The following is a 19,886-nucleotide window of genomic DNA, read 5'->3' as shown; positions in this document are numbered from 1 at the left end:
TACCCACGATGATTCGACTGGCCGCCAATCTCAGCATGCTATTCAACGAGCACGACTTCCTCGACCGCTTTGCGGCGGCTGCCCAGGCGGGCTTCCGCGGGGTCGAGTACCTGTTCCCCTATGAGCATGCCCCCGACACCCTGCGCGGCTTGCTGGACGAACACGGCCTCGAGCAGGTGCTGTTCAACCTGCCGCCGGGTGACTGGGCGGCCGGCGAGCGCGGCCTGGCGAGCCTGCCGGGGCGCGAAGGGGAGTTCCGCGACTCCGTTGGCGAGGCGCTGCGCTACGCAGAGGCGCTGGGCTGCCCGCGGGTGCACGCCATGGCCGGTGTGCTGCCGGCGGATGCCGACCGCGCCGCCCACCACGCCACCTATATCGACAATCTGCGCTTCGCCGCCCGCGAGGCTGCCAAGTCAGGCCGCGAGCTGCTCATCGAGCCGATCAACACCCGCGACATGCCGGGCTTCTTTCTGTCCCGCCAGGCCCAGGCCATGGCGGTGCTCGAAGAGGTCGGCGAGCCCAACCTGCGCCTGCAGTTCGATCTTTACCACTGTCAGATCATGGACGGTGACCTGACGCGCCATCTCGAGCGGCAGTTCGCCGCCATCGGCCACGTGCAGATCGCCGGGGTGCCGGAGCGCCACGAGCCCGACGTCGGCGAGGTGCACTATCCGGCGCTGTTCGAGCGCCTCGAGGCGTTGGGCTACACCGGCTGGATCGGCTGCGAGTATCGACCGGTCGACGATACTCGCCAGGGCCTGGATTGGGGACGCAGGTTCGGGCTACTCCCCGGCTGAGCTAATGCCTCGACACCACAACCACGGATTTAAAGAACGGATTTCAAGAACAAGAGGACGCCAACTGATATGCATATCCTGATTACCGGTGCTGCCGGCTTCCTCGGCCAGCGCCTGCTGCACCGACTGGTCGACCGCGGTGAGCTGTGCGGCCAGCCGATCAGCCGCTTCACCCTGGTTGATCAGAGCGAGGCCGCGGTCCCCGACGCTGCGGGCATCGCCTTCGATAGCCACGCGTTGGATATCACCGCCCCCGGCGCCTGGGACAGCGTGCTCGACGGCCGCCCCGACGTCATCTACCACCTGGCGGCGGTGGTGAGCTCCGCCGCCGAGGCAGACCTCGACCTCGGCATGGCGGTGAACTTCGACGCCACCCGGGCGCTGCTGGAAGGCTGCCGCGCCCGTGAACTGAGCGCCACGCGGCTGGTGATGGCAAGCTCGGTGGCCGCCTACGGCGGCGACCTGCCCGAGACCCTCGACGACATGACCGCGCTGCAGCCGCAGAACTCCTACGGCGCGCAGAAGGCGATGTGCGAGCTGTTGATCAACGACTACAGCCGCCGCGGCCTGGTCGACGGCCGGGTGCTGCGCCTGCCGACCATCGTGATCCGCCCCGGCCGGCCCAACGCCGCGGCGTCGAGCTTCGCCTCGAGCATCCTGCGCGAGCCGTTGAACGGTGAGGAAGCGATCTGCCCGGTACCACGTGAGCAGCCGCTGTTCGTGATGTCGCCGGGCAAGGTGGTCGAGGCGCTGGTGCACGGTGCCGAGGTAGACGGCGAGGCGCTGGGCAAGTTCCGCGCCTTCATGCTGCCGGGAATCACCGTGAGCGTCGCCGAGATGCTCGCTGCGCTGGGCCAGGCCGCCGGTGACGAGGCCGTGGCGCGGGTGCGCCACGCACCCGACCCGCGCATCGCGGCGATCATCGCCAGCTGGCCGGCGCGCTTCGACACCGCCAAGGCCGACCGCTTGGGCTTCGCCGGCGACGACGACTTCACGCAGATCATCGATGCGTTCGTGGCAGAACATTACTGAGCCCGGGCGCATAGCGAGGGACGCCGGGGGCAGGCCGAAGAGGAGGTTTCGATGCCATGGATGGCATCGGTAGCGCCCAGGGATGGTTTACAGCGCCTCCTCGCAGGCCTGCCGCCGGAACAGTCCCGAGCGTTGGCAGCCCATGAGCAAGCGACGCACCTGATGCGTCATCAATGGCACGGCGCCAAGCGCCGTATCGACAACAATAGAGGAATGCCACATGACAACACGCCTAGCTCGTCGTCCCCTGGTCACCGCCATCGGCGGTGCCGTCACCCTCGGCCTGGCCGGCATGGCCCTGCAGGCCCAGGCCGCCACCGAGGTCAGCCTCGGCCATACACTCTCCTCCAACTCCCACTATGCGGTAGGGGCCCAAGCCTTCAAGGAGACCCTCGAAGAGCTCTCCGATGGCGCCTTCACCGTCACCGAGCACACCTCCGGCTCGCTGGGCGGTGAGCGCGAGATGATCGAGGGCCTGCAGATCGGCACCGTGGACATCGTGATCACCTCCACCGGGCCGCTCGGCAACTTCGTGCCCGAGACCTACGTGCTCGACCTGCCGTTCCTGTTCGAAGACTACGACCAGGCGCGCTGCGTGCTCGACAGCGACCTGGGCGACGAACTGCTGGCCAAGATGGGCGAGCATGACCTGGTCGGCCTGGCCTGGTCCGAGAACGGCTTCCGCCACATGACCAACAGCAGCCGCGAGATCGCCTCGCCGGCCGACGCCGAAGGCCTGCGGGTGCGCACCATGGAGAACGAAGTCCACCAGGAGGCCTTCCGCCAGATGGGCGCGCGGCCCACGCCAATGGCCTTCCCCGAGCTGTTCACCGCCCTGCAGCAGGGCACCGTGGACGGTCAGGAGAACCCCATCACAGTAATCGTGGCCACCAACTTCTGGGAAGTGCAGGACTACCTGTCGCTGACCGGCCATGTCTATTCGCCCGCTGCGGTGCTTGGCTCGCCGATCCTGCTCGACGGCTTGAGTGACGAGGAGCGTGAGTGGTTCCACGAAGCCGCCCGCGCCTCGGCACAAGCCACTCGCCAAGAAGTCTCGCGCCTCGAGGAGGAGGGTGTCGCGTTGCTCGAAGAGAACGGCATGACGGTCAAGACCGACATCGATATCGGCCCCTTCCAGGACGCCGTAGAGCCGGCCTACGAGATCTTCACCGCTGAGCATGGCAGCGAGATGCTGGAGCGCATCCAGGAACAAGCCGCCAGCTGCTGATTCGACCCGCTAGCCCCCGGCCCACGCCGGGGGCATCTTCGCTCTTGGTGATACTATGCTCGCTGCATTCCTGCGCTTCGAGCGCCAGTTGACGCGTCTGGCGATGGCCATCGCCATCGTCATGCTGGTGATCTCGGTGACGCTCAGTTTCTATCAGGTGTTGACGCGCTTCGTGTTCAACGCCCCCTCGACCTGGACCGAAGTCGCCTCGCGGGCGGCGATGATCTGGTGCGTGTTCATGGCCGCTGCGGCGACGTTTCGCGGCGGCTACATGATGGCCGTGGAGGCGATCTACAAGATCGTGCCGCAGCGTTTTGCGCTATGGCTGGAGACCGCTATCGTGCTGTGCTGCCTGCTGGTGCTGGGGGTGCTGATCCATTTCGGCATCCAGATGACCGGACGCGTCAGCAACCAGACCATGTCGGGGATGAATATCTCGATGTCCTACGCCTACGCGGCGATCCCTACCGGGTCGGCGTTCGCCATCGTCGCGGCGCTGGCGCGGCTGTTCGCCCAACTCAGCGGGCGCGAGCCGGTGGGGCCCGACAACAGCGAGGTCAGCCCCGAGGTCGAGCTGCAGCAGGTCCAGCACGACCTCGCCGATGACGACAAGGGAGGCTCACGCTCATGAACCTGGTCATCGGACTCTCGCTGCTGATCCTGTTCGCCTTCGGCGTGCCGATCGCCATCTCGATCATGCTGGCGTCGATCATCGGCATCGAATTCTTCACCCGACTGCCGCTGCTGCTGGTGCCGCAGCAGATGTTCATCGGCATCGACAAGTTCCCGCTGATGGCCATCCCGTTCTTCATCCTGGCCGGCAACCTGATGGCCGCCGGGGGGATCTCCCAGCGCCTGGTCGACCTGGCCAAGTCGATCGTCGGTAAGGTCCAGGGCGGGTTGGCGATGTCCTGCGTGCTGACCTGCATGATGTTCGCCGCGGTGTCCGGCTCCAGCGTGGCGACCACCTTCGCCATTGGTGCGATCCTGATCCCGGCGATGGTCAAGCACGGCTACCCCAAGCCGCTGGCGGCCTCGATCCAGGCCTCCTCGGCGGAGCTCGGGGTACTGATTCCGCCGTCGATCCCGCTGATCCTCTACGGCGTCAGTACCGATACCTCCATTGGCCAGCTGTTCCTGGCCGGGGTGGGGCCGGGGTTCCTGATCGGCGGGGCGCTGATCCTGTTCCTCTACTTGTTCTGCAAGGCGCGCGGTTTCGGCAAGGAGGACCACAAGGACAGCACCGGCTTCGTCTCCTCCTTCCAGCGCGCCTGGGCGGCGATGCTGATGCCGGTGGTGGTCATCGGCGGCATCTACGGCGGCGTGTTCACGCCCACCGAGGCTTCGGCGGTGGCGGTGTTCTACGCGCTGATCGTGGGGGGCTTCTACTACCGTGAACTGAAGCTCGCCGATATGGTGCCGATCCTGCGCCAGAGCGTCATCTCTACCGCCGCGGTGATGCTGATCATCGCCGCCGCCTCGCTGTTCAGCTTTCTGCTCAGCCGTATCGGCCTGCCGGCGCAGATCGCCAATGCGGTGACCGCCACCATCGATGACCCGCTGATGTTCCTGCTGGTGGTCAATGCGCTGCTGCTGGTAGTGGGCATGTTCATCGAGACCTCGGCGGCGATCCTGGTGCTGGCACCGATCCTCACGCCGATCGCCATGCAGTTCGGCGTTCACCCGGTGCACTTCGGGCTGGTGATGGTGGTCAACCTGGCGCTGGGCATGATCACCCCTCCGCTGGGCGTCAACCTGTTTGCCGCCTGTGCGGTGGCCAAGATCTCGATCGACCAGATGCTGCCATGGCTACTGCGTTTCGTGCTGGTGGTGCTGGCCTGCCTGATGCTGATTACTTACCTGCCATGGATCTCCATGGGTCTGGTGACCCTGGTATATGGATAAAGGAGCAAGACGATGTCAGAGACACCGCAAATGCCGCCCCAGGCGGCGCTGATCGGCGGCGAATGGCAGGCCACCCAGGCGCTGCTGGATATGGAAGCCCCGGCCAGTGGCCGCGTCACTACCCGCATTGCGCGCGGCCAGGCGGCGGAAGTGGATGCGGCGGTGAGTGCCGCGCGCCGCGCCTTCGAAGGTGAGCTCGGCGACTGGTCACGCTGGAGTACCCGCGACCGCGGCGCCTGGTTGCTGGCCATGGCCGCGGCCATCGAGGCCGACCACGCCCAGCTGGCGGCGCTGGAGTGCCTCGACACCGGCAAGCCGCTGACCCAGGCCCGCGCCGACATCAGCGCCTGTGCACGCTACTTCCGCTTCTACGGCGGCGGCGCCGACAAGCTCCACGGCGAGACCATCCCCTATGAGACCGGCTTCACGGTGATGACCCTGCGCGAGCCCTACGGCGTGTGCGCCCAGATCATCCCCTGGAACTACCCGGCGCAGATCTTCGGCCGCTGCGTGGCGGCGGCGCTGGCCACCGGTAACACGGTGGTGCTCAAGCCTGCCGAAGACGCCTGCCTGAGCGTGCTGCGCCTGGCCGAACTAGCGACCCAGCATGGCCTGCCTGCCGGGGCGCTCAACGTGGTGCCGGGTCTGGGTCGCGAGGCCGGCGCCGCGCTGGCCACGCATCCGGGCATCGACCATCTCTCCTTTACCGGCTCGCCGGAGACCGGCACCCAGGTGGCCCAGGCGGCAGCAGTGCACCATGTGCCGGTGACCCTGGAGCTGGGCGGCAAGTCGCCGCAGATCGTGTTCGCCGATGCCGACCTCGATGCCGCTTTCGATACCGTGGTGCGCGGGATCATCCAGAACGCCGGTCAGACCTGCTCGGCAGGCAGCCGGCTGCTGGTCCAGCGCGAGATCGCCGAGGCCTTCACCGGGCGCCTGGTGGAGCGCTTCGCCGCGCTGCGCTGCGACGCTGGCGAGGCCGATGCCGATTGCGGGCCGCTGATCAATGCCCGCCAGAAGTCGCGGCTAGAAGCGCGCCTGGCCGCCGCCGAGGCCGACGGCATTCGCATCGCGGCACGTGGTAGGCTGGCCGAGGGCGCATCGAAGGAGGGGCACTTCGTGGTGCCGCAGCTACTTACCGGGATCCCCGACGGCCACGCCGTGCTCAACGAGGAGCTGTTCGGCCCGGTGCTGGCGGTGCAGCTCTTCGACGACGAGGCCGAGGCGCTGCGCCTGGCCAACGCCACCGACTTCGGCCTGTGTGCCGGGGTCTGGACCCGCGACGGCGGGCGCCAGCTGCGCCTGGCGCGGGGCATCCGCAGCGGCCAGGTATTCGTCAACAACTACGGCGCCGGCGGCGGTATCGAGCTGCCCTTCGGCGGCGTGGGGCGCTCCGGCCACGGCCGCGAGAAGGGCTTCGAGGGCCTGCGCAGCTATACGCGGATCAAGACCGTGGCGATCCAGCATGACTAGGTTTTATCCGTAAACTGGCTGCGCTTGGTCATACGGCGTTAAAAATCGGCTCAAAGTACTCATTTACACCGCGTAAACTCGCGCGCGAGCCCGGTCCGTCTTCGCCGATTTTTGCCTTGTCTGACCTTCGCTCGCTGCCTTTACGGACAAAACCTGGCTATTTATACCGTTATCTTGTTTTGGAGGCCGCATATGAGTCACTCCCCTGAAGCGTCAGATCGAGTGTTTCGCATTGGCATGGTCGGCGTCGGGCTGATGGGCCATGGCATCGCCAGTAACCTGCTCAAGGCCGGGCATTCGTTGACCTTTCTCGACCACCCCGGCAACCAGCCGGTGGACGACCTGCTGGCGGCGGGGGCCGAGTCCCGCGCCAGCGCCCGCGAGGTGGCCGAGGGCGCCGAGCTGGTGCTGCTATGCGTGACCGGCTCGCCGCAGGTCGAGGCGGTGCTGTTCGAGCCCGGCGGCGTGCTGGAGGGGCTGGTGCCCGGGGCGGTGGTGGTGGATTGCTCCACGGCGCTGCCCAGCGCCACCCAGCGGGTGGCGAAGCGCGTCAGCGAGGCACAAGGGCGTTTTATGGATGCCGCCATGACCCGTACCCCCAAGGAGGCCGAGGAGGGGCGTCTCAACCTGATCGTCGGCGCGCCCCAGGCGCTGTTCGATGAGCTGCGCCCGGTGCTGGCGTGCTTCGCCGAGAACATCGCCCACGCCGGCGACGTCAGCGCCGGTCATACGCTCAAGCTGCTGCACAACTTCGTCTCGCTGGGCTTCTCGGCGGTGCTCGCCGAGGCCGCGGCGGCCTCGCGGCGCGCCGGCATCGACGATGTGGCGCTGCTCGAGGTACTCGGCAAGGGCGGCGGCGGCGGGGTGGTGTTCGAGCGCCTGCGGCCGTTCATCGCCGACGGTGACCCGGGCGGCTTCCGCTTCAGCGTCGCCAACGCCAGCAAGGATCTCGGCTACTACCACACCATGACCGACGAGCTGGGGGTCGAGCGTGGCGTCGCCGCAGCGGTACACGCCCTCTATCAGAGCATCGACGACCCGGCGCTGACGGTGCCGGAGGTGATTGGCGAGCTCGAGCGCCGCCGCTAGCCTCGTCGCCAAGACAAGCGTCTACAAGAGGGAAGCGTGATGCAGGAAAACGTCTTCAAGACACGGCTGCTGGCCGGCCAGCCGCAGACCGGCATCTGGCTGGGCATGGCCAGCCCCTACGTCGCCGAGATGGCCGCTACCGCGGGCTTCGACTGGCTGCTGCTCGACGCCGAGCACGCCCCCAACGACGTATCCAGCCTGCTCGCCCAGCTGCAGGCCATGGCGCCTTATACCAGCGTCCCGGTGGTGCGGCCGCCGGTGGGCGACCCGGTGTTGATCAAGCGCTACCTGGATATCGGCGTACAGAATCTGCTGGTGCCGATGGTCGAGTCGGCGGAGCAGGCCGCCGCCCTGGTGGCGGCGATGCGCTATCCTCCTGAGGGCATGCGCGGCGTGGGTCATGTGCTGTCGCGCGCGGCGCGCTGGGGGCAGGTGCCCGACTACCTGCAGCAGGCCAACCGCCAGATGTGCCTGCTGGTGCAGGTCGAGACCCTGCGCGGCGTGGAGAACCTCGAGGCGATTGCCGCGGTGGAGGGCGTCGACGGGGTCTTTATCGGGCCGGCGGATCTCTCCGCGGCGATGGGGCATCTCGGCGACCTGGGCCACCCCGAGGTGGTGGCGGCGATTGACGATGGGGTGCGGCGTATCCGCGCCGCCGGCAAGGCGGCGGGTATCGTCACCGTCGACGAAGCCGAGGCGCGGCGCTACCTCGATGCCGGCTGCAGCTTCGTCGGCGTGGGCGTCGACAGCGTGCTGTTCGTCGACGCGCTGCGTGGCCTAGCGGGGCGTTTCAGCACCCGTTGAGCGTTGCGCTCAGCCCTTACGGCCGGGGCAGAATGCGCCCTGGGTTCATGGCATGCGCGGGATCGAACAGCGTCTTGATGCCATCTGCCAGCTCGCGTTCCAGCGGCGAGAGCCGCGCCAGGTAGGCGGCCTGCTTGGTGCGGCCGATGCCGTGCTCGGCGCTGATGCTGCCGTCGACCTCATCCACTACCTCGAACAGCAGCGCCTCCAGCTCATGCAGGTGGGCGTGCTTGTCGGCATCGGCAAGCGTGGTGGGTGGCAGGATATTGAAGTGCAGGTTGCCGTCACCGACGTGGCCGTAGGCGATGATCTCGCAGGCCGGCGACGCCGCCATGATCGCCGTTGAGGCGCGCTCGACGAAGGCCGGAATCGCCGATATCGGCATCGCGATATCGGTACGCAGGTGCTCGCCGCGGCGCCGCTGGCCCTCCAGCATGCTCTCGCGAAACTGCCACAGTTGCTGGGCCTGGGCGTCGCTCGCCGCCAGCGCACCGTCCAGCACCAGCTCGCGCTCCATGCCCTGTTCGAGCAGGTGCTCGAGCATCGCGCCGAGGTCAAGCGGGCCGCTGGCGGCCACCTCCATCAGCACGTACCAGGGGTAGGCGTCGTCGAGCGGGTCGCTGAGCGTCGGCGTGGCCTCCATGGCCAGCTCGATACAGCGCCGCGGAATCAGCTCGAAGGCACTGAGCAGGTCGCTGCAGTCGCGGCGTGCCAGTCCGTAGAGCGCAATCACCGCCTCTACCGAGGGCAGGCCGAGCAGCGCCGTACGGCTCTGGGTCTGGCGCGGCGAGAGCTTGAGTACCGCCGCGGTGACGATGCCCAGGGTGCCCTCGCTGCCCAGCAGCAGCTGCTGCAGCGGGTAGCCGCGGTTGTCCTTGTGTAGCGCCTTGAGGCCGTTCCAGATGCGCCCGTCGGGCAGTACCACTTCGAGCCCCAGCACCAGCTCGCGCATCATGCCGTAGCGCAGCACGTTGAGGCCGCCAGCGTTGGTGGCGATATTGCCGCCGATCTGGCAGCTGCCCTGGGCACCCAGCGACAGCGGGAAGTCGCAGTCGTGCTCGGCCGCCGCCTGCTTGACGTTGTCGAGGATACAGCCGGCGTCGACGACCATGCTGAAGTTGATCGGGTCGATCTCGCGCACCCGGTCCATGCGCTCCAGACTGATTACCAGTTCGCCACCGTCTGCGGCGGGCAGGGCACCCGCCACCAGCCCGCTATGGCCGCCCTGGGGCGTCATGGCCACGCCGTGCTCGCGGCACAGCATGACGGTGGCCGACACCTCCGCGGTAGAGGCCGGGCGGGCCACCGCTAGCGGCTGGCCGAGCCGCTCGCCGGCCCAGTCGACGCCGTAGCGGGCCATGTCGGCAGGGTCGCGCAGCAGGCCGCGCCCACCGAGTCGCTCATGCAGGGCATCGAGTAGCGTATCGGTGCTCATCAATATCTGCCTCCTTAACCCTGGCTGAGGTCGCGCATCAGCTGGCGAATGCCGTAGGTCCAGGGCGGTAGCTGGTCGCTGCGTCCGACCCGGTTGACCAGCGCACCCAGTGTTGGGGTGGCAATGGTGACCAGGTCGCCGAGGTGGTGGGTGAAGCCCTGGCCCTGGCCGTCGCGGTCCTGGATCGGCGAGAACATGGTGCCCAGGTAGAGCATCACGCCATCCGGGTACTGGTGGTGGGCGCCGATGGTCTGGCCCACCAGGTCCAGCGGGTCGCGGCTGATCTCGGCCATGTCGCTCTCGCCCTCGAGCAGGAAGTCGTCGTCCTGCCCCTCGATGCGCAGCGAGACCTTGGCGTGGCGCACGTCGTCGATGCCGAAGGTGTCGTCGAACACGCGAATGAACGGGCCGATGGCACTGGAGGCATTGTTGTCCTTGGCCTTGCCCAGCAGCAGGGCGCTGCGACCCTCGACGTCGCGCAGGTTGACGTCGTTGCCCAGGGTCGCGCCCTTGACCTCGCCGCGGCTGTCCACCGCCAGCACGATCTCCGGCTCGGGGTTGTTCCACTGCGAGGCGGGGTGCAGGCCCACGGTGGTCCCGAAGCCCACCGAGGAGAGCGGCGGCGCCTTGGAGAACACCTCGGCGTCGGGGCCGATGCCGACCTCCATGTACTGCGACCAGCCGCCGCGGGCCTGGAGTTCGCGCTTGAGTGCCATGGCCTCGTCGGAGCCTGGCACTATCTGCGACAGGTCGCTGCCGATCAGTGATTGCAGCTCAGCGCGCAGGGTGTTGGCACGCCCCGGGTCGCCGCCGGCCTGCTCCTCGATGACCCGCTCCATCAGGCTCACTGCGAAGGTCACCCCGCACGCCTTGACCGCCTGGACGTCACAGGGGGCGAGCAGGAAGGGCACGCGCTGCGGTTCGGCCAGCGAGTTGTCGAGCAGCGTCTCGACGCTACCCAGCGAATCGCCCTCGGCGCCGCGCAGCGCCTCGACCAGATCGTCGCGCTCCAGCAGGTCGGCCATGGTTGGCCCCAGGTGGCTGATGTCGATCGCCTCGCCATCACGCAGCGTGATCAGTACCGGGCGCGGCTGCGGCGCATCGCGCCAGGCGCGGCCAACCAGCAGCGCGCGGTCGAGGTCGTGGGGCAGCAGATTGGATGTACGGTGGCTGGTCATGATGTCTCCCTTGGCGGCGAGCTGGCGGCTGGCCGGTCATCGCCTATCATGTTATTGATGTCGTCTTGTATGAAAGGTATGCCAATACTATAACAGCGTAATTCACCATATCGATAGGGCGTAGCGCATCTACAGACATGATCGCAAGGCCCGGGGAGTGATGTCATGTTCGACGAATGGAAAGGTAAGCGTGTACTGATCACCGGCGCCAGCCGTGGCATCGGTGCGGCCGTGGCGCTGCAGCTGGGCCGGCTGGGGGCCAGGGTCGGGGTGCACTACCACGCTAGTGCTGAAGGGGCCGAGCAGGTTGTCGATGCGATCCGCGCGGCGGGCGGCGAAGGGCTAGCCCTGAAGGGTGACCTCAGCCGCTCGGCGGAGGTAAAGCGGGTGGTCGACCAGGCCGCCGAACAACTGGGCGGTCTTGATGTGCTGATCAACAATGCCGGGGACATGCTGGGCCGCGTGGCGCTGGAAGAGATCGACGACGACCGCTACGACCAGGTCATGGACCTCAACGTGCGGTCGGTGGTGATGGCCTCCCAGGCGGCGCTGCCACATCTTCGTCGTGCGGGGGGCGGCAATATCATTCATACCACCTCCATTGCCGCCCGCAACGGCGGCGGCCCCGGCGCCGGCCTTTATGCCTCGGCCAAGGGCTTCGTGAGTACCTTGACGCGCAACATGGCCAAGGAGCTCGCCGCCGAGGGTATCCGCGTCAATGCCGTGGCACCTGGCACCATCGCCACCGACTTTCACGTCCGCCACTCCAACGACGCGCACATGGCGGCGGCTCGGGCGAGTATTCCCATGGGACGACTGGGGACCGCCGACGAGTGCGTCGGCGCCTATCTGTTCCTAGGTAGCGAAGCGCTGAGCGGCTATGTCACCGGGCAAGTCATCGAGGTCAACGGAGGGCAATTAATGCCATGAGTGAATCCCAGACAGCGGGTGCTGCAGCGCCCCCGTTCGCCACCGCCATCACCATGGGCGACCCGGCCGGCATCGGGCCGGAGATCATCTGCCGGGCGCTGGCTGGAATGACCGAGGAGACACGCCGCCAGACGCTGCTGGTGGGGGATCCGGCGATCTTTCGCCGTGCCGCGGCGCTGATCGAGGCGCCGCTGGCGCTGATGCCCTGGTCGCCCGGCGATGCGCTTCCCGACCAGGGGGTGGCGGTGGCCGCGGTGGAGGCGCCGGTAGGGGGCGAGATCCCCGATGGCAAGATCAGTGCCGCCGCCGGCGACATGGCGTTTCGCTGCGTCGAGCGTGCGGTGCAGCTGGTCCAGGCGCGGCACGCCGGGGTGATCGTCACCGCACCGCTCAACAAGGCGGCGCTGCACGCCGCCGGCCACGACTACGACGGCCATACCGGCATGCTGGCGTCGCTCACCGGTGCGCCGTCGTCGTTCATGCTGCTGGCATCCGAGACACTCTCCACGCTGCACGTCTCGACCCACGTCTCGCTGCGCGATGCCATCGACCGAGTCACGCCCGAACGCATCATCGCCACCGTCGAGGCAGGGCACGCCCACCTCGAGGCGCTGGGCCTGGCCCAGCCGCGCATCGCCGTGGCCGGCTTGAACCCACATTGCGGTGAAGGCGGTATCTTCGGCGACGAGGACGAGCGCTGCATCGCGCCGGCGGTAGGGGCCCTGCGCGAGGCGGGCTTCGACGTGCAGGGGCCGATCTCCGCCGACACGGTGTTCTACCGCGCCAGCCGCGGCGAGTTCGACCTGGTAGTGGCGCAGTACCACGACCAGGGGCATATTCCGGTCAAGCTGATCGCCTTCGATACCACCGTCAACGTCAGCCTGGGCCTGCCGATCCAGCGCACCTCGGTAGACCACGGCACCGCCTTCGATATCGCCTGGCAGGGGCGCGCCGACGCCACCAACCTGGGGTCGGCACTGGCCTATGCCCAGCGCCTGGTGGCGGGAGGCATGGTGTGAGCCGCTGCCGGCTAGCGATCATCGCCGACGACCTCACCGGCGCCCTGGACGCCTGTGCGCCCTTTGCCGCTCGCGGTGCAGACGCCCGGGTGGTGGTCGCCGTGGACGCGCTGCCCGGGCTGCTGGCCGAGTGGCAGGGCGCACCGCCCGAGGTGGTGGCGATCAACACCGAATCGCGCCACCTGCCGGCCGAGGCCGCCGCTGAGCGGGTCACGGCTGCCTTCGAGGCACTGCGCCCGCTGGCGCCCGGACTGTGGTTCAAGAAGGTCGATTCCACCCTGCGCGGCCAGGTGGTCGCCGAGTGCCAGGCGCTCAGGCAGGCCCTGGGGCTGCCGCTGCTGCTGGCGCCGGCGGTGCCGACCCAGCATCGCGAGGTGCGCGCCGCAGAGGTGTGGGTAGACGGCGTGCGCCTGGCCGACAGTGACTATCGCCTCGATGCCCGCTCGCCCCCGCTACTAGGGCCGATAGATGAGGCCTTTGCCGCGGAGGGGCTGCCACTCGAACGGGTCGTGGCGCAGCCCGGGATAACCCTCGCGAAGTGCGATGCGGTGGTGGATAGCCGCAGTGAAGGTGAGCTTGCCATGCTCTACGATGGCGTGGTGCGCGCTGGCGGCGGGTTCTGCCTGGCCGGGGCGGCGGGCCTGGCCAGTGCCGTCGCCCAGCGCCTGTTCGGTCGCCTGCAGGGCGGGTGTCAGGCCATCGCCGCGCGTCAGGCCCAGCTGTATGTGGTCGGCTCGCGGGCGCCGCGCAGTGATGCGCAGTGCCGGCAACTGCTCGGCCACGCCCCCGACCTCGCCGCGCTCACACCCGAACAGCTGTGCAATACGCCAGCGCTACCGGCGCGGCTGCTGCTACGCCCGGAACGCGGCGGGCAGCGCGATGCAGCGCAGGTGGCCCAAGCCCTGGCGGAGGGCGTCGCCGCATGGCTAGCGGCCTATCCGACGGGCCTGCTGTTCGCCACCGGCGGCGATACGGCACTGGCCATTTTGACGCGGCTCGGTGCTCGCTACCTGACGGTTTCGGCAGAGTGGTCGCCAGGCGTGGTGGTGGGGCTGTGCGACGGCGATCCCGGGCGTCCGGTGGTCACCAAGGCCGGCGGTTTTGGCGACCCACAGCTGTTGGTCGAACTGCACCGTAGCATGCTGGGGGCGCGACACTACGCCGTTAGTCGATAGTCGCGCTGCAGAGGTTGCGCGGTGACCAGTGAGCGGCTAGTTTCAAGCTGGGTGGTATGATACGTATACAGCACAACACTAACGCTAGGCTAAAACAACGACTAGGAGCACACCCATGGATAACAAGACACAACGCCATCTTCCTCTCGCACGCTGGTTCTCGCTCTCGCTGCTGGCGGTTGGGGTGAGCCTGGCCGGCGCCGCCTACGCCCAGGAAAACCTGCGCTTCGCTCATGTTTACGAGACCTCCGAGCCCTTCCACAAGTGGGCCGAGTGGGCCGCCGACGAGATCGAGGAGCGCACCGAGGGGCGCTACACCATGCAGGTCCATCCCGCCTCGTCGCTGGGCAAAGAGGAGGACATCAACGAGGGACTAGAGTTGGGCACCGTGGATGTGATCTATACGGGGACCCAGTTTGCCGGTCGCTCCTACGGGCCAATGGGCATCGCCGGGGCCGCCTACATGTTCCGTGATTTCGATCACTGGCAGGCCTACGCCGACAGCGACCTCTTCCAGGAGATCTCCGAGGGTTACCAGGGCGCCACCGGCAACGTGCCGATCGCGCTCAACTACTACGGCGAGCGCCACGTCACCTCCAACGACCCGATCAACGTGCCCGAGGACATGGAGAACCTGCGCATCCGTGTGCCCAATGCGCCGCTGTACATGATGTTCCCGCGGGCGGCCGGTGCCAACCCGACCCCGATCGCCTTCGACGAAGTCTACCTGGCGTTGCAGCAGGGCGTGGTAGATGCTCAGGAGAACCCGCTGCCGACCATTCGTGCCAAGGCGTTTCACGAGGTTCAGGACTACATCAATCTGACCGGGCACATCACCGATTCGTTGATCACCATCGTCGGTGGCCCGCGCTGGAACAGTCTGTCCGAGGAGGATCGCGAGATCTTCCGCGAGGTCTTCGAGGAGGCGGCAAGGAACAACACCGAGGAGATCGTACAGTCCGAGCAGGACCTGGTCGCCTGGTTCGAGGAGCAGGGCACTACCGTCAACGAAGTGGATCGTACCCCCTTCCGTGACGTGGTGATGCCGCATCACCTCGGCGAGGCGGCTACCTGGGATGAAGAGACCTACGACCGCTTGCAGGCAATCGGTCAGTAAGCTCGCGATGATCCCGACCACCTGTTCCGCCCGGCATGCCGGGTGGAACAGGCAAGGAGGCATGCCATGTCGAATAAACCCGAGGGGCAGGGGCCCGTCATCGATTTCGAATCTGCCTTCGAGGACGATGACAATTTCCGCTTCGCCGATCACAGCGTCGAAGACTACATCACCCTGGTGGTGTTCTGGGCGCTGATCTTCGTCGTATTCCTGCAGTTCTTCACCCGCTATGTCCTGGGCGATTCCACCACCTGGACAGAAGAAATAGCACGCTACCTGCTGATACTGGTTGGCTTCATCGGCAGTGTCATGGCCGTGCGCAAGGGCAGCCACATCATGGTGGAGTTCTTCTATCACTACATGCCGTCCTGGCTTGTCAGAATACTCAACATATTGGTCGACCTGGGGTGTGTCCTGTTCTTCATGACGCTGGCCTGGATCACCTACCAACTGGCGGGGCGAACCGGGGGCATGATGATCTCGGTGGATGTCCCCAAAAGCGTGCTCTATTACGCCGTCTGCGGGGCCTTCGTGATGATGGCCCTGCGTGGCGTCCAGCGCATGGTGAAGCACTACCTTTCCGAGCCGTACCGGCCATAGCCGGGTCTGGCGACCGTGAATAACGACAACGTTGCAAGAGGCCATGCATGTCCCGACTCTCCGTGATGCGTTGGCACAAGCCCATCGTGACCCCGTCGCTGTCTCTGCTGGCCGTACTCGGCTGCATCATCCTGGCGGTGATGGGCTACCATCTGGCATTTCTGTTCTTCTCGCTGTTCAGCATGCTGGTGCTGGGTGTGCCGATCGCGGTCAGCCTGGCGGGGTCCTGCCTGCTGTTCGTGCTGATCACCGGGCAGGTGCCCAACGTTGTGATTGCCCACCGCATGATCAACGGTATCGACAGCTTCCCGCTGCTGGCCATCCCGTTCTTCATCTTCGCCGGTAGCCTGATGAACAATGCCGGCATCACCGAGCGCATTTTCAATTTTGCCAAGGCGCTAATGGGCTGGATGCGCGGTGGCCTGGGCCATGTCAACGTCGGTGCGAGTATCGTCTTCTCGGGCATGTCAGGTGCGGCGGTGGCCGACGCCGGCGGCCTTGGCATGATCGAAGTCAAGGCGATGAAGGACGCCGGCTACGACGAGGAGTTCGCGGTGGGTATCACCGCCGCCTCGTCGACCATCGGGCCGATCATCCCGCCCAGCCTGCCGATGGTGATCTATGGCGTGATGGCCTCGGCCTCAGTGGGCCAGCTGTTCGCCGCTGGGTTGATTCCCGGGCTGCTGATGGGCGCCATGCTGATGCTGATGATCTTCCTGATCTCGCGGCGCCGGGGCTATCAGCGCGATACCGTGTTCTCGTTCAGCGTACTGGGGCGTACGTTCGCCCAGGCCTTCCTGTCACTGCTGACGCCGGTGATCATCGTCGGCGGTATCATCAGCGGTGCTTTCACGCCCACCGAGGCAGCGGTCGCGGCGGTATTCTATGCGCTGTTGCTCGGTGTGGTGGTCTATCGGACGCTGACCTGGCGCAAGCTGCTCAGGGTCAGCATGGAGACCATCGAAACCACGGCGGTGATTCTGTTCATCGTCTCGGCCGCGTCGATCTTCGCCTGGATTCTGACCAGCAATCAGGTCACGCAGAACGTCATTGCGCTACTGGGCCCCTTTGCCGACAGCAAGGTAGCAGTCTTGATGATGACCAATATCGTACTGATCATCGTCGGCTGCTTTATGGAGACCATCGCCGCCATCACCATCCTGGTACCGGTACTGCTACCGCTGGCCATGGCGGTGGGCGTCGATCCGGTGCATTTCGGCGTGATCATGGTGCTCAACCTGATGATCGGCCTGCTGACGCCGCCGGTGGGCATGGTGCTCTACGTGCTATCGCGGGTCGCCAACGTCAGCTTCGAGCGCTGCATGCGCGGCACCATTCCATTCCTGATTCCGCTGGTGTTCTGCCTGCTGCTGGTGACCTTCATCCCTGCCATCTCGATGTGGTTACCGACCCTGATCTATCGCTGATCGACGCAACGGAGGATGCACTGATCCATGACTGATGCCTATACCACCATTCGCGTGGCCCGCCATGACCTGGAGCGCTTCATGGATGCGGCGCTGGCTCAGCGCGGGGCCGATGACGCCAGCCGTGACGCGGTGATCCGGGCGCTGGTGACCGCCTCGCGCTGGGGCACCGACAGCCACGGCCTGCGCCTGCTGCCTCACTATCTCGAGGAGCTCGCCGGCGGCCGTATCAACCCGCGGCCGCAGCTGCGGTTCACCCGGCGCCTGCCGGCCACCGGCCAACTCGACGCCGATCACGCCATCGGCCATCTGGCCGGCTACACCGCCATGGCCCACGCCGTGGAGATGGCCCGCGAGATGGGCATTGGCGCGGTGGCAGTGGCCAACTCCTCGCACTACGGTGCCGCCGGCTGCTATGCGCTGGCGGCTGCCGAGCAGGGCATGCTGGGGCTGACGGTGAGCAATTCCGATCCCTTCGTGCTACTGCACCACGGCGAGCGAGCCTTCCACGGCACCAACCCGATTGCCTTCGCCGCGCCGGTGGTGGGAGGCAACCCCTACGTGTTCGATATGGCAACCAGCTCGATTCCCTGGAACCGCGTCCAGCAGTATGGCGCCATTGGCCGCCAGCTACCCGACCAGGTCGCTGCGAACGCCGCCGGCGGCGTGACCCGCACGCCCGGCGAGGTGGCCGCGCTGCTGCCGCTGGGGGGCAGCGAGTTCGGTTTCAAGGGCGCCGGCCTCGGCGGTCTCGCCGAGATCCTCAGCTCGACGCTATCCGGCATGCTCAACGGTTTTCGGCTGCTGCCCATGGTCGGCGACGACATGGCCACGCCGCGCGGCGTCAGCCACTTCTTCCTGGCCATCAATCCGGCCGGTTTCATCGATCTCGAGCACTTTCAGCAGCGCCTTGGCGACTACCTGGCCGACCTGCGCAGTCAGCCTGGCGTGGCCGACGCCGAGGTGCTGGCGCCTGGCGACCGTGAGTGGCGCTGCATGGCGCAGCGCGACGCCGAGGGCATCCCCCTCGACACGGCCAATCGTGAGGCCTATGCCGAGCTTGCCGAGCGCCTGGGGATCGGTGCCCTGACGCCGCTATAGCGACGTCCAGTCGCGCTGCCGCTGCAGGTATAATGCAGTAACATGGTCGGCATGTCGGCGTCGCAGCACGTGGCGGGCGCCCAAGCAGAGCAAGAGGGACGTAGATGAGCAAGTACCGCGTAGAGCGCAAGACGCTGTCCGAACAGGTTGCCGAGCAGCTCGAGGCTGAGATCCTCGAGGGTCGCCTGAGTGAGAACGACCAGCTGCCCTCAGAGCGTGAGCTGATGGAGCAGTTCGGCGTCGGCCGGCCGGCAGTACGCGAAGCGCTGTTCCACCTTCAGCAACTGGGGCTGATCGCCATCAACAGCGGTACCCGGGCGCGGGTCATCCGGCCCACCGCCGAGGCGGTGATGGCGCGGCTCTCCGGCGTCACTCGGCAGCTGCTCTCCAAGCCCGATGGGCAGCAATATTTTCAGGAAGCTCGCGCCATGTTCGAGATCTCGCTGGCGCGCTACGCCGCCCAGCATGCCAGCGACGAGGACCTCGCCCGGCTGCGCGCCGCGCTCGACGACAACCGCGACGCAGTGGGCGACGAAGCGCGCTTCAAGCGCTCCGACAACGCCTTCCACGGGGTGCTGGCGAACATTGCCCGCAACCCGATCTTCGACGCCATCCACGAATCGCTCTCCGAGTGGCTCGACGACCGCCGCGCCCAGGTGCTGCAGCAGAAAAACGAAGACAAGGCCGCCATGGCCGCGCATATCGAGATCGTCGAAGCCATCGAGTCCCGCGACCCCGACGCCGCCGAAGCCGCCATGCGCCGCCACCTCGACCGCCACTACGGCACCTATATGCAGCTCAAGAAGCGGCTTTCGAGCGACGAAGAATGACACTTGTCGCTCACTGTTTTGGTAAATACAATGTATTTACAAGGTGGCTGCATGGATTTTCGCTCTGAGCTGCGCGGTACGGTATTTTTCTGGAATGGTGGTAAGGCTTCCCGGAATCTGCACAAGCATGGCATCAGCTTTGAAGAAGCGGTCACAGTTTTCGATGATCCGCTCTTGGTGCTCCAAGATGCTTCGCGCAATGAAGAAGACCGTGACGCCGTGATTGGCTTTGACGCATATACCCGTTTGCTGTTCGTGGTATTTATCGAATTTGAAGACGAGGGTATCCGTATCGTGTCAGCTCGCCGTGCGACGAGAAAAGAGGAGGCGATCTATGCTGGATGACAAATTGAAGACACGTTTGAGTAAAGACCGTCCTATGACGACGGTAACTCTGAGAGTCCCGGTAGATGTGGTCGAGTCGTTGAAGGCGATCGCCCCCCTGAAAGGTTTCCAAGGGTATCAGACGCTGCTTAAGGCCTACGTCAGCGAAGGGCTGCGTCGCGACGAAGCACAATTTCTCGATGATGGCGTACAGCGGCTCGTAGCGGCGCTAAGGGCACAGGGCGTCTCGTCAGATGTCATCGAGAAGGCGGTGTACGAAATGGATAGGACGCATTGAGGTAACCGAGCGCAGTTGAAGAAGCGGCTTACCGACAGCGACGCCAGCTGAGGCGCAATTCCCTGTGGGAGCGACTTCAGTCGCGATGCAGCGCGTAGCGCTGCCGGTGTAGAGCCACCCCATC

At 66.3% G+C, this 19,886-nt stretch carries 21 protein-coding genes; 18 read left to right on the top strand and 3 right to left on the bottom strand.

Translation table 11 applies throughout. The annotated features are described in order from the left end of the window. Positions 1 to 8: 8 nt before the first annotated feature. Positions 9 to 797, top strand: a complete 789-nt coding sequence (gene otnI / locus CK498_RS03900) for a 2-oxo-tetronate isomerase (RefSeq protein ID WP_095619525.1) — start codon at positions 9 to 11, stop codon at positions 795 to 797. Positions 798 to 866: 69 nt separating this feature from the next. Next, on the top strand, positions 867 to 1,829 hold the full coding sequence (gene denD / locus CK498_RS03895) for a D-erythronate dehydrogenase (protein ID WP_095619524.1): 963 nt from the start codon (positions 867 to 869) through the stop codon (positions 1,827 to 1,829). A gap of 87 nt (positions 1,830 to 1,916) precedes the next feature. Here denD and CK498_RS26675 read toward each other — a convergent pair whose 3' ends face one another. Next, on the bottom strand, positions 1,917 to 2,051 hold the full coding sequence (locus tag CK498_RS26675; protein ID WP_267873729.1) for a hypothetical protein: 135 nt from the start codon (positions 2,049 to 2,051) through the stop codon (positions 1,917 to 1,919). Between CK498_RS26675 and CK498_RS03890 the strand changes: the two genes are divergently transcribed. The 6 genes from CK498_RS03890 to hpaI all read left to right on the top strand — a co-directional run bounded on the left by CK498_RS03890 (position 2,050) and on the right by hpaI (position 8,328). Next, positions 2,050 to 3,057 (top strand): TRAP transporter substrate-binding protein, encoded by a 1,008-nt coding sequence (locus tag CK498_RS03890; protein WP_095619523.1) that lies wholly within the window; start codon positions 2,050 to 2,052, stop codon positions 3,055 to 3,057. The genes CK498_RS26675 and CK498_RS03890 overlap by 2 nt on opposite strands. A gap of 55 nt (positions 3,058 to 3,112) precedes the next feature. Next, positions 3,113 to 3,688 (top strand): TRAP transporter small permease, encoded by a 576-nt coding sequence (locus CK498_RS03885; protein WP_095619522.1) that lies wholly within the window; start codon positions 3,113 to 3,115, stop codon positions 3,686 to 3,688. Then, entirely contained in the window at positions 3,685 to 4,962 is a 1,278-nt protein-coding gene (locus CK498_RS03880) for a TRAP transporter large permease (RefSeq protein ID WP_095619521.1), read from the top strand. The genes CK498_RS03885 and CK498_RS03880 overlap by 4 nt, the downstream gene beginning before the upstream one ends. A gap of 12 nt (positions 4,963 to 4,974) precedes the next feature. Next, positions 4,975 to 6,435, top strand: coding sequence for an aldehyde dehydrogenase family protein (locus tag CK498_RS03875; RefSeq protein WP_095619520.1), 1,461 nt, complete (start codon positions 4,975 to 4,977; stop codon positions 6,433 to 6,435). Between the two features lie 192 nt (positions 6,436 to 6,627). Next, positions 6,628 to 7,524 carry an NAD(P)-dependent oxidoreductase gene (locus CK498_RS03870; protein ID WP_176475699.1) on the top strand — a complete coding sequence of 299 codons (897 nt, stop codon included), beginning with the start codon at positions 6,628 to 6,630 and terminating at the stop codon, positions 7,522 to 7,524. A 39-nt stretch (positions 7,525 to 7,563) separates the two neighbouring features. Next, a complete protein-coding gene (hpaI, locus tag CK498_RS03865; RefSeq protein WP_095619518.1) occupies positions 7,564 to 8,328 on the top strand; it encodes a 4-hydroxy-2-oxoheptanedioate aldolase in 765 nt (254 codons plus the stop codon). 16 nt (positions 8,329 to 8,344) lie between these two features. Here hpaI and CK498_RS03860 read toward each other — a convergent pair whose 3' ends face one another. Further along, positions 8,345 to 9,763: an FAD-binding oxidoreductase gene (locus tag CK498_RS03860; RefSeq protein ID WP_095619517.1), complete on the bottom strand. Its 1,419-nt coding sequence runs from the start codon at positions 9,761 to 9,763 to the stop codon at positions 8,345 to 8,347. Between the two features lie 14 nt (positions 9,764 to 9,777). Beyond that, complete coding sequence (locus CK498_RS03855) at positions 9,778 to 10,941, bottom strand: fumarylacetoacetate hydrolase family protein (RefSeq protein WP_095619516.1); 1,164 nt, start codon at positions 10,939 to 10,941, stop codon at positions 9,778 to 9,780. A 165-nt stretch (positions 10,942 to 11,106) separates the two neighbouring features. Here CK498_RS03855 and CK498_RS03850 point away from each other — a divergent pair, with 165 nt between their 5' ends. The 10 genes from CK498_RS03850 (at position 11,107) to CK498_RS03805 (ending at position 19,762) form a co-directional block, all read left to right on the top strand. Further along, positions 11,107 to 11,871 carry an SDR family NAD(P)-dependent oxidoreductase gene (locus tag CK498_RS03850; RefSeq protein WP_095619515.1) on the top strand — a complete coding sequence of 255 codons (765 nt, stop codon included), beginning with the start codon at positions 11,107 to 11,109 and terminating at the stop codon, positions 11,869 to 11,871. Then, entirely contained in the window at positions 11,868 to 12,890 is a 1,023-nt protein-coding gene (gene pdxA / locus CK498_RS03845; protein ID WP_095619514.1) for a 4-hydroxythreonine-4-phosphate dehydrogenase PdxA, read from the top strand. The genes CK498_RS03850 and pdxA overlap by 4 nt, the downstream gene beginning before the upstream one ends. Continuing rightward, positions 12,887 to 14,065 (top strand): four-carbon acid sugar kinase family protein, encoded by a 1,179-nt coding sequence (locus CK498_RS03840; protein ID WP_095619513.1) that lies wholly within the window; start codon positions 12,887 to 12,889, stop codon positions 14,063 to 14,065. Before pdxA ends, CK498_RS03840 begins: the two co-directional genes overlap by 4 nt. 115 nt (positions 14,066 to 14,180) lie before the next feature. Beyond that, positions 14,181 to 15,182: a sialic acid TRAP transporter substrate-binding protein SiaP gene (locus tag CK498_RS03835; protein ID WP_095619512.1), complete on the top strand. Its 1,002-nt coding sequence runs from the start codon at positions 14,181 to 14,183 to the stop codon at positions 15,180 to 15,182. Between the two features lie 66 nt (positions 15,183 to 15,248). Then, entirely contained in the window at positions 15,249 to 15,782 is a 534-nt protein-coding gene (locus CK498_RS03830) for a TRAP transporter small permease (RefSeq protein WP_095619511.1), read from the top strand. Between the two features lie 47 nt (positions 15,783 to 15,829). Next, positions 15,830 to 17,209, top strand: coding sequence for a TRAP transporter large permease (locus tag CK498_RS03825; protein WP_095619510.1), 1,380 nt, complete (start codon positions 15,830 to 15,832; stop codon positions 17,207 to 17,209). A 27-nt stretch (positions 17,210 to 17,236) separates the two neighbouring features. Further along, entirely contained in the window at positions 17,237 to 18,310 is a 1,074-nt protein-coding gene (locus CK498_RS03820; protein WP_095619509.1) for an Ldh family oxidoreductase, read from the top strand. Positions 18,311 to 18,414: 104 nt separating this feature from the next. Continuing rightward, positions 18,415 to 19,140 carry a transcriptional regulator NanR gene (gene nanR, locus CK498_RS03815; RefSeq protein WP_095619508.1) on the top strand — a complete coding sequence of 242 codons (726 nt, stop codon included), beginning with the start codon at positions 18,415 to 18,417 and terminating at the stop codon, positions 19,138 to 19,140. A 51-nt stretch (positions 19,141 to 19,191) separates the two neighbouring features. Next, on the top strand, positions 19,192 to 19,485 hold the full coding sequence (locus CK498_RS03810; protein ID WP_095619507.1) for a BrnT family toxin: 294 nt from the start codon (positions 19,192 to 19,194) through the stop codon (positions 19,483 to 19,485). Further along, entirely contained in the window at positions 19,475 to 19,762 is a 288-nt protein-coding gene (locus CK498_RS03805) for a hypothetical protein (RefSeq protein ID WP_095619506.1), read from the top strand. The genes CK498_RS03810 and CK498_RS03805 overlap by 11 nt, the downstream gene beginning before the upstream one ends. Positions 19,763 to 19,886 lie beyond the last annotated feature (124 nt).

This window comes from Halomonas salipaludis (assembly GCF_002286975.1).
GTDB lineage: Bacteria > Pseudomonadota > Gammaproteobacteria > Pseudomonadales > Halomonadaceae > Franzmannia > Franzmannia salipaludis.
This window is presented reverse-complemented; position numbering and strand designations above follow the sequence as displayed.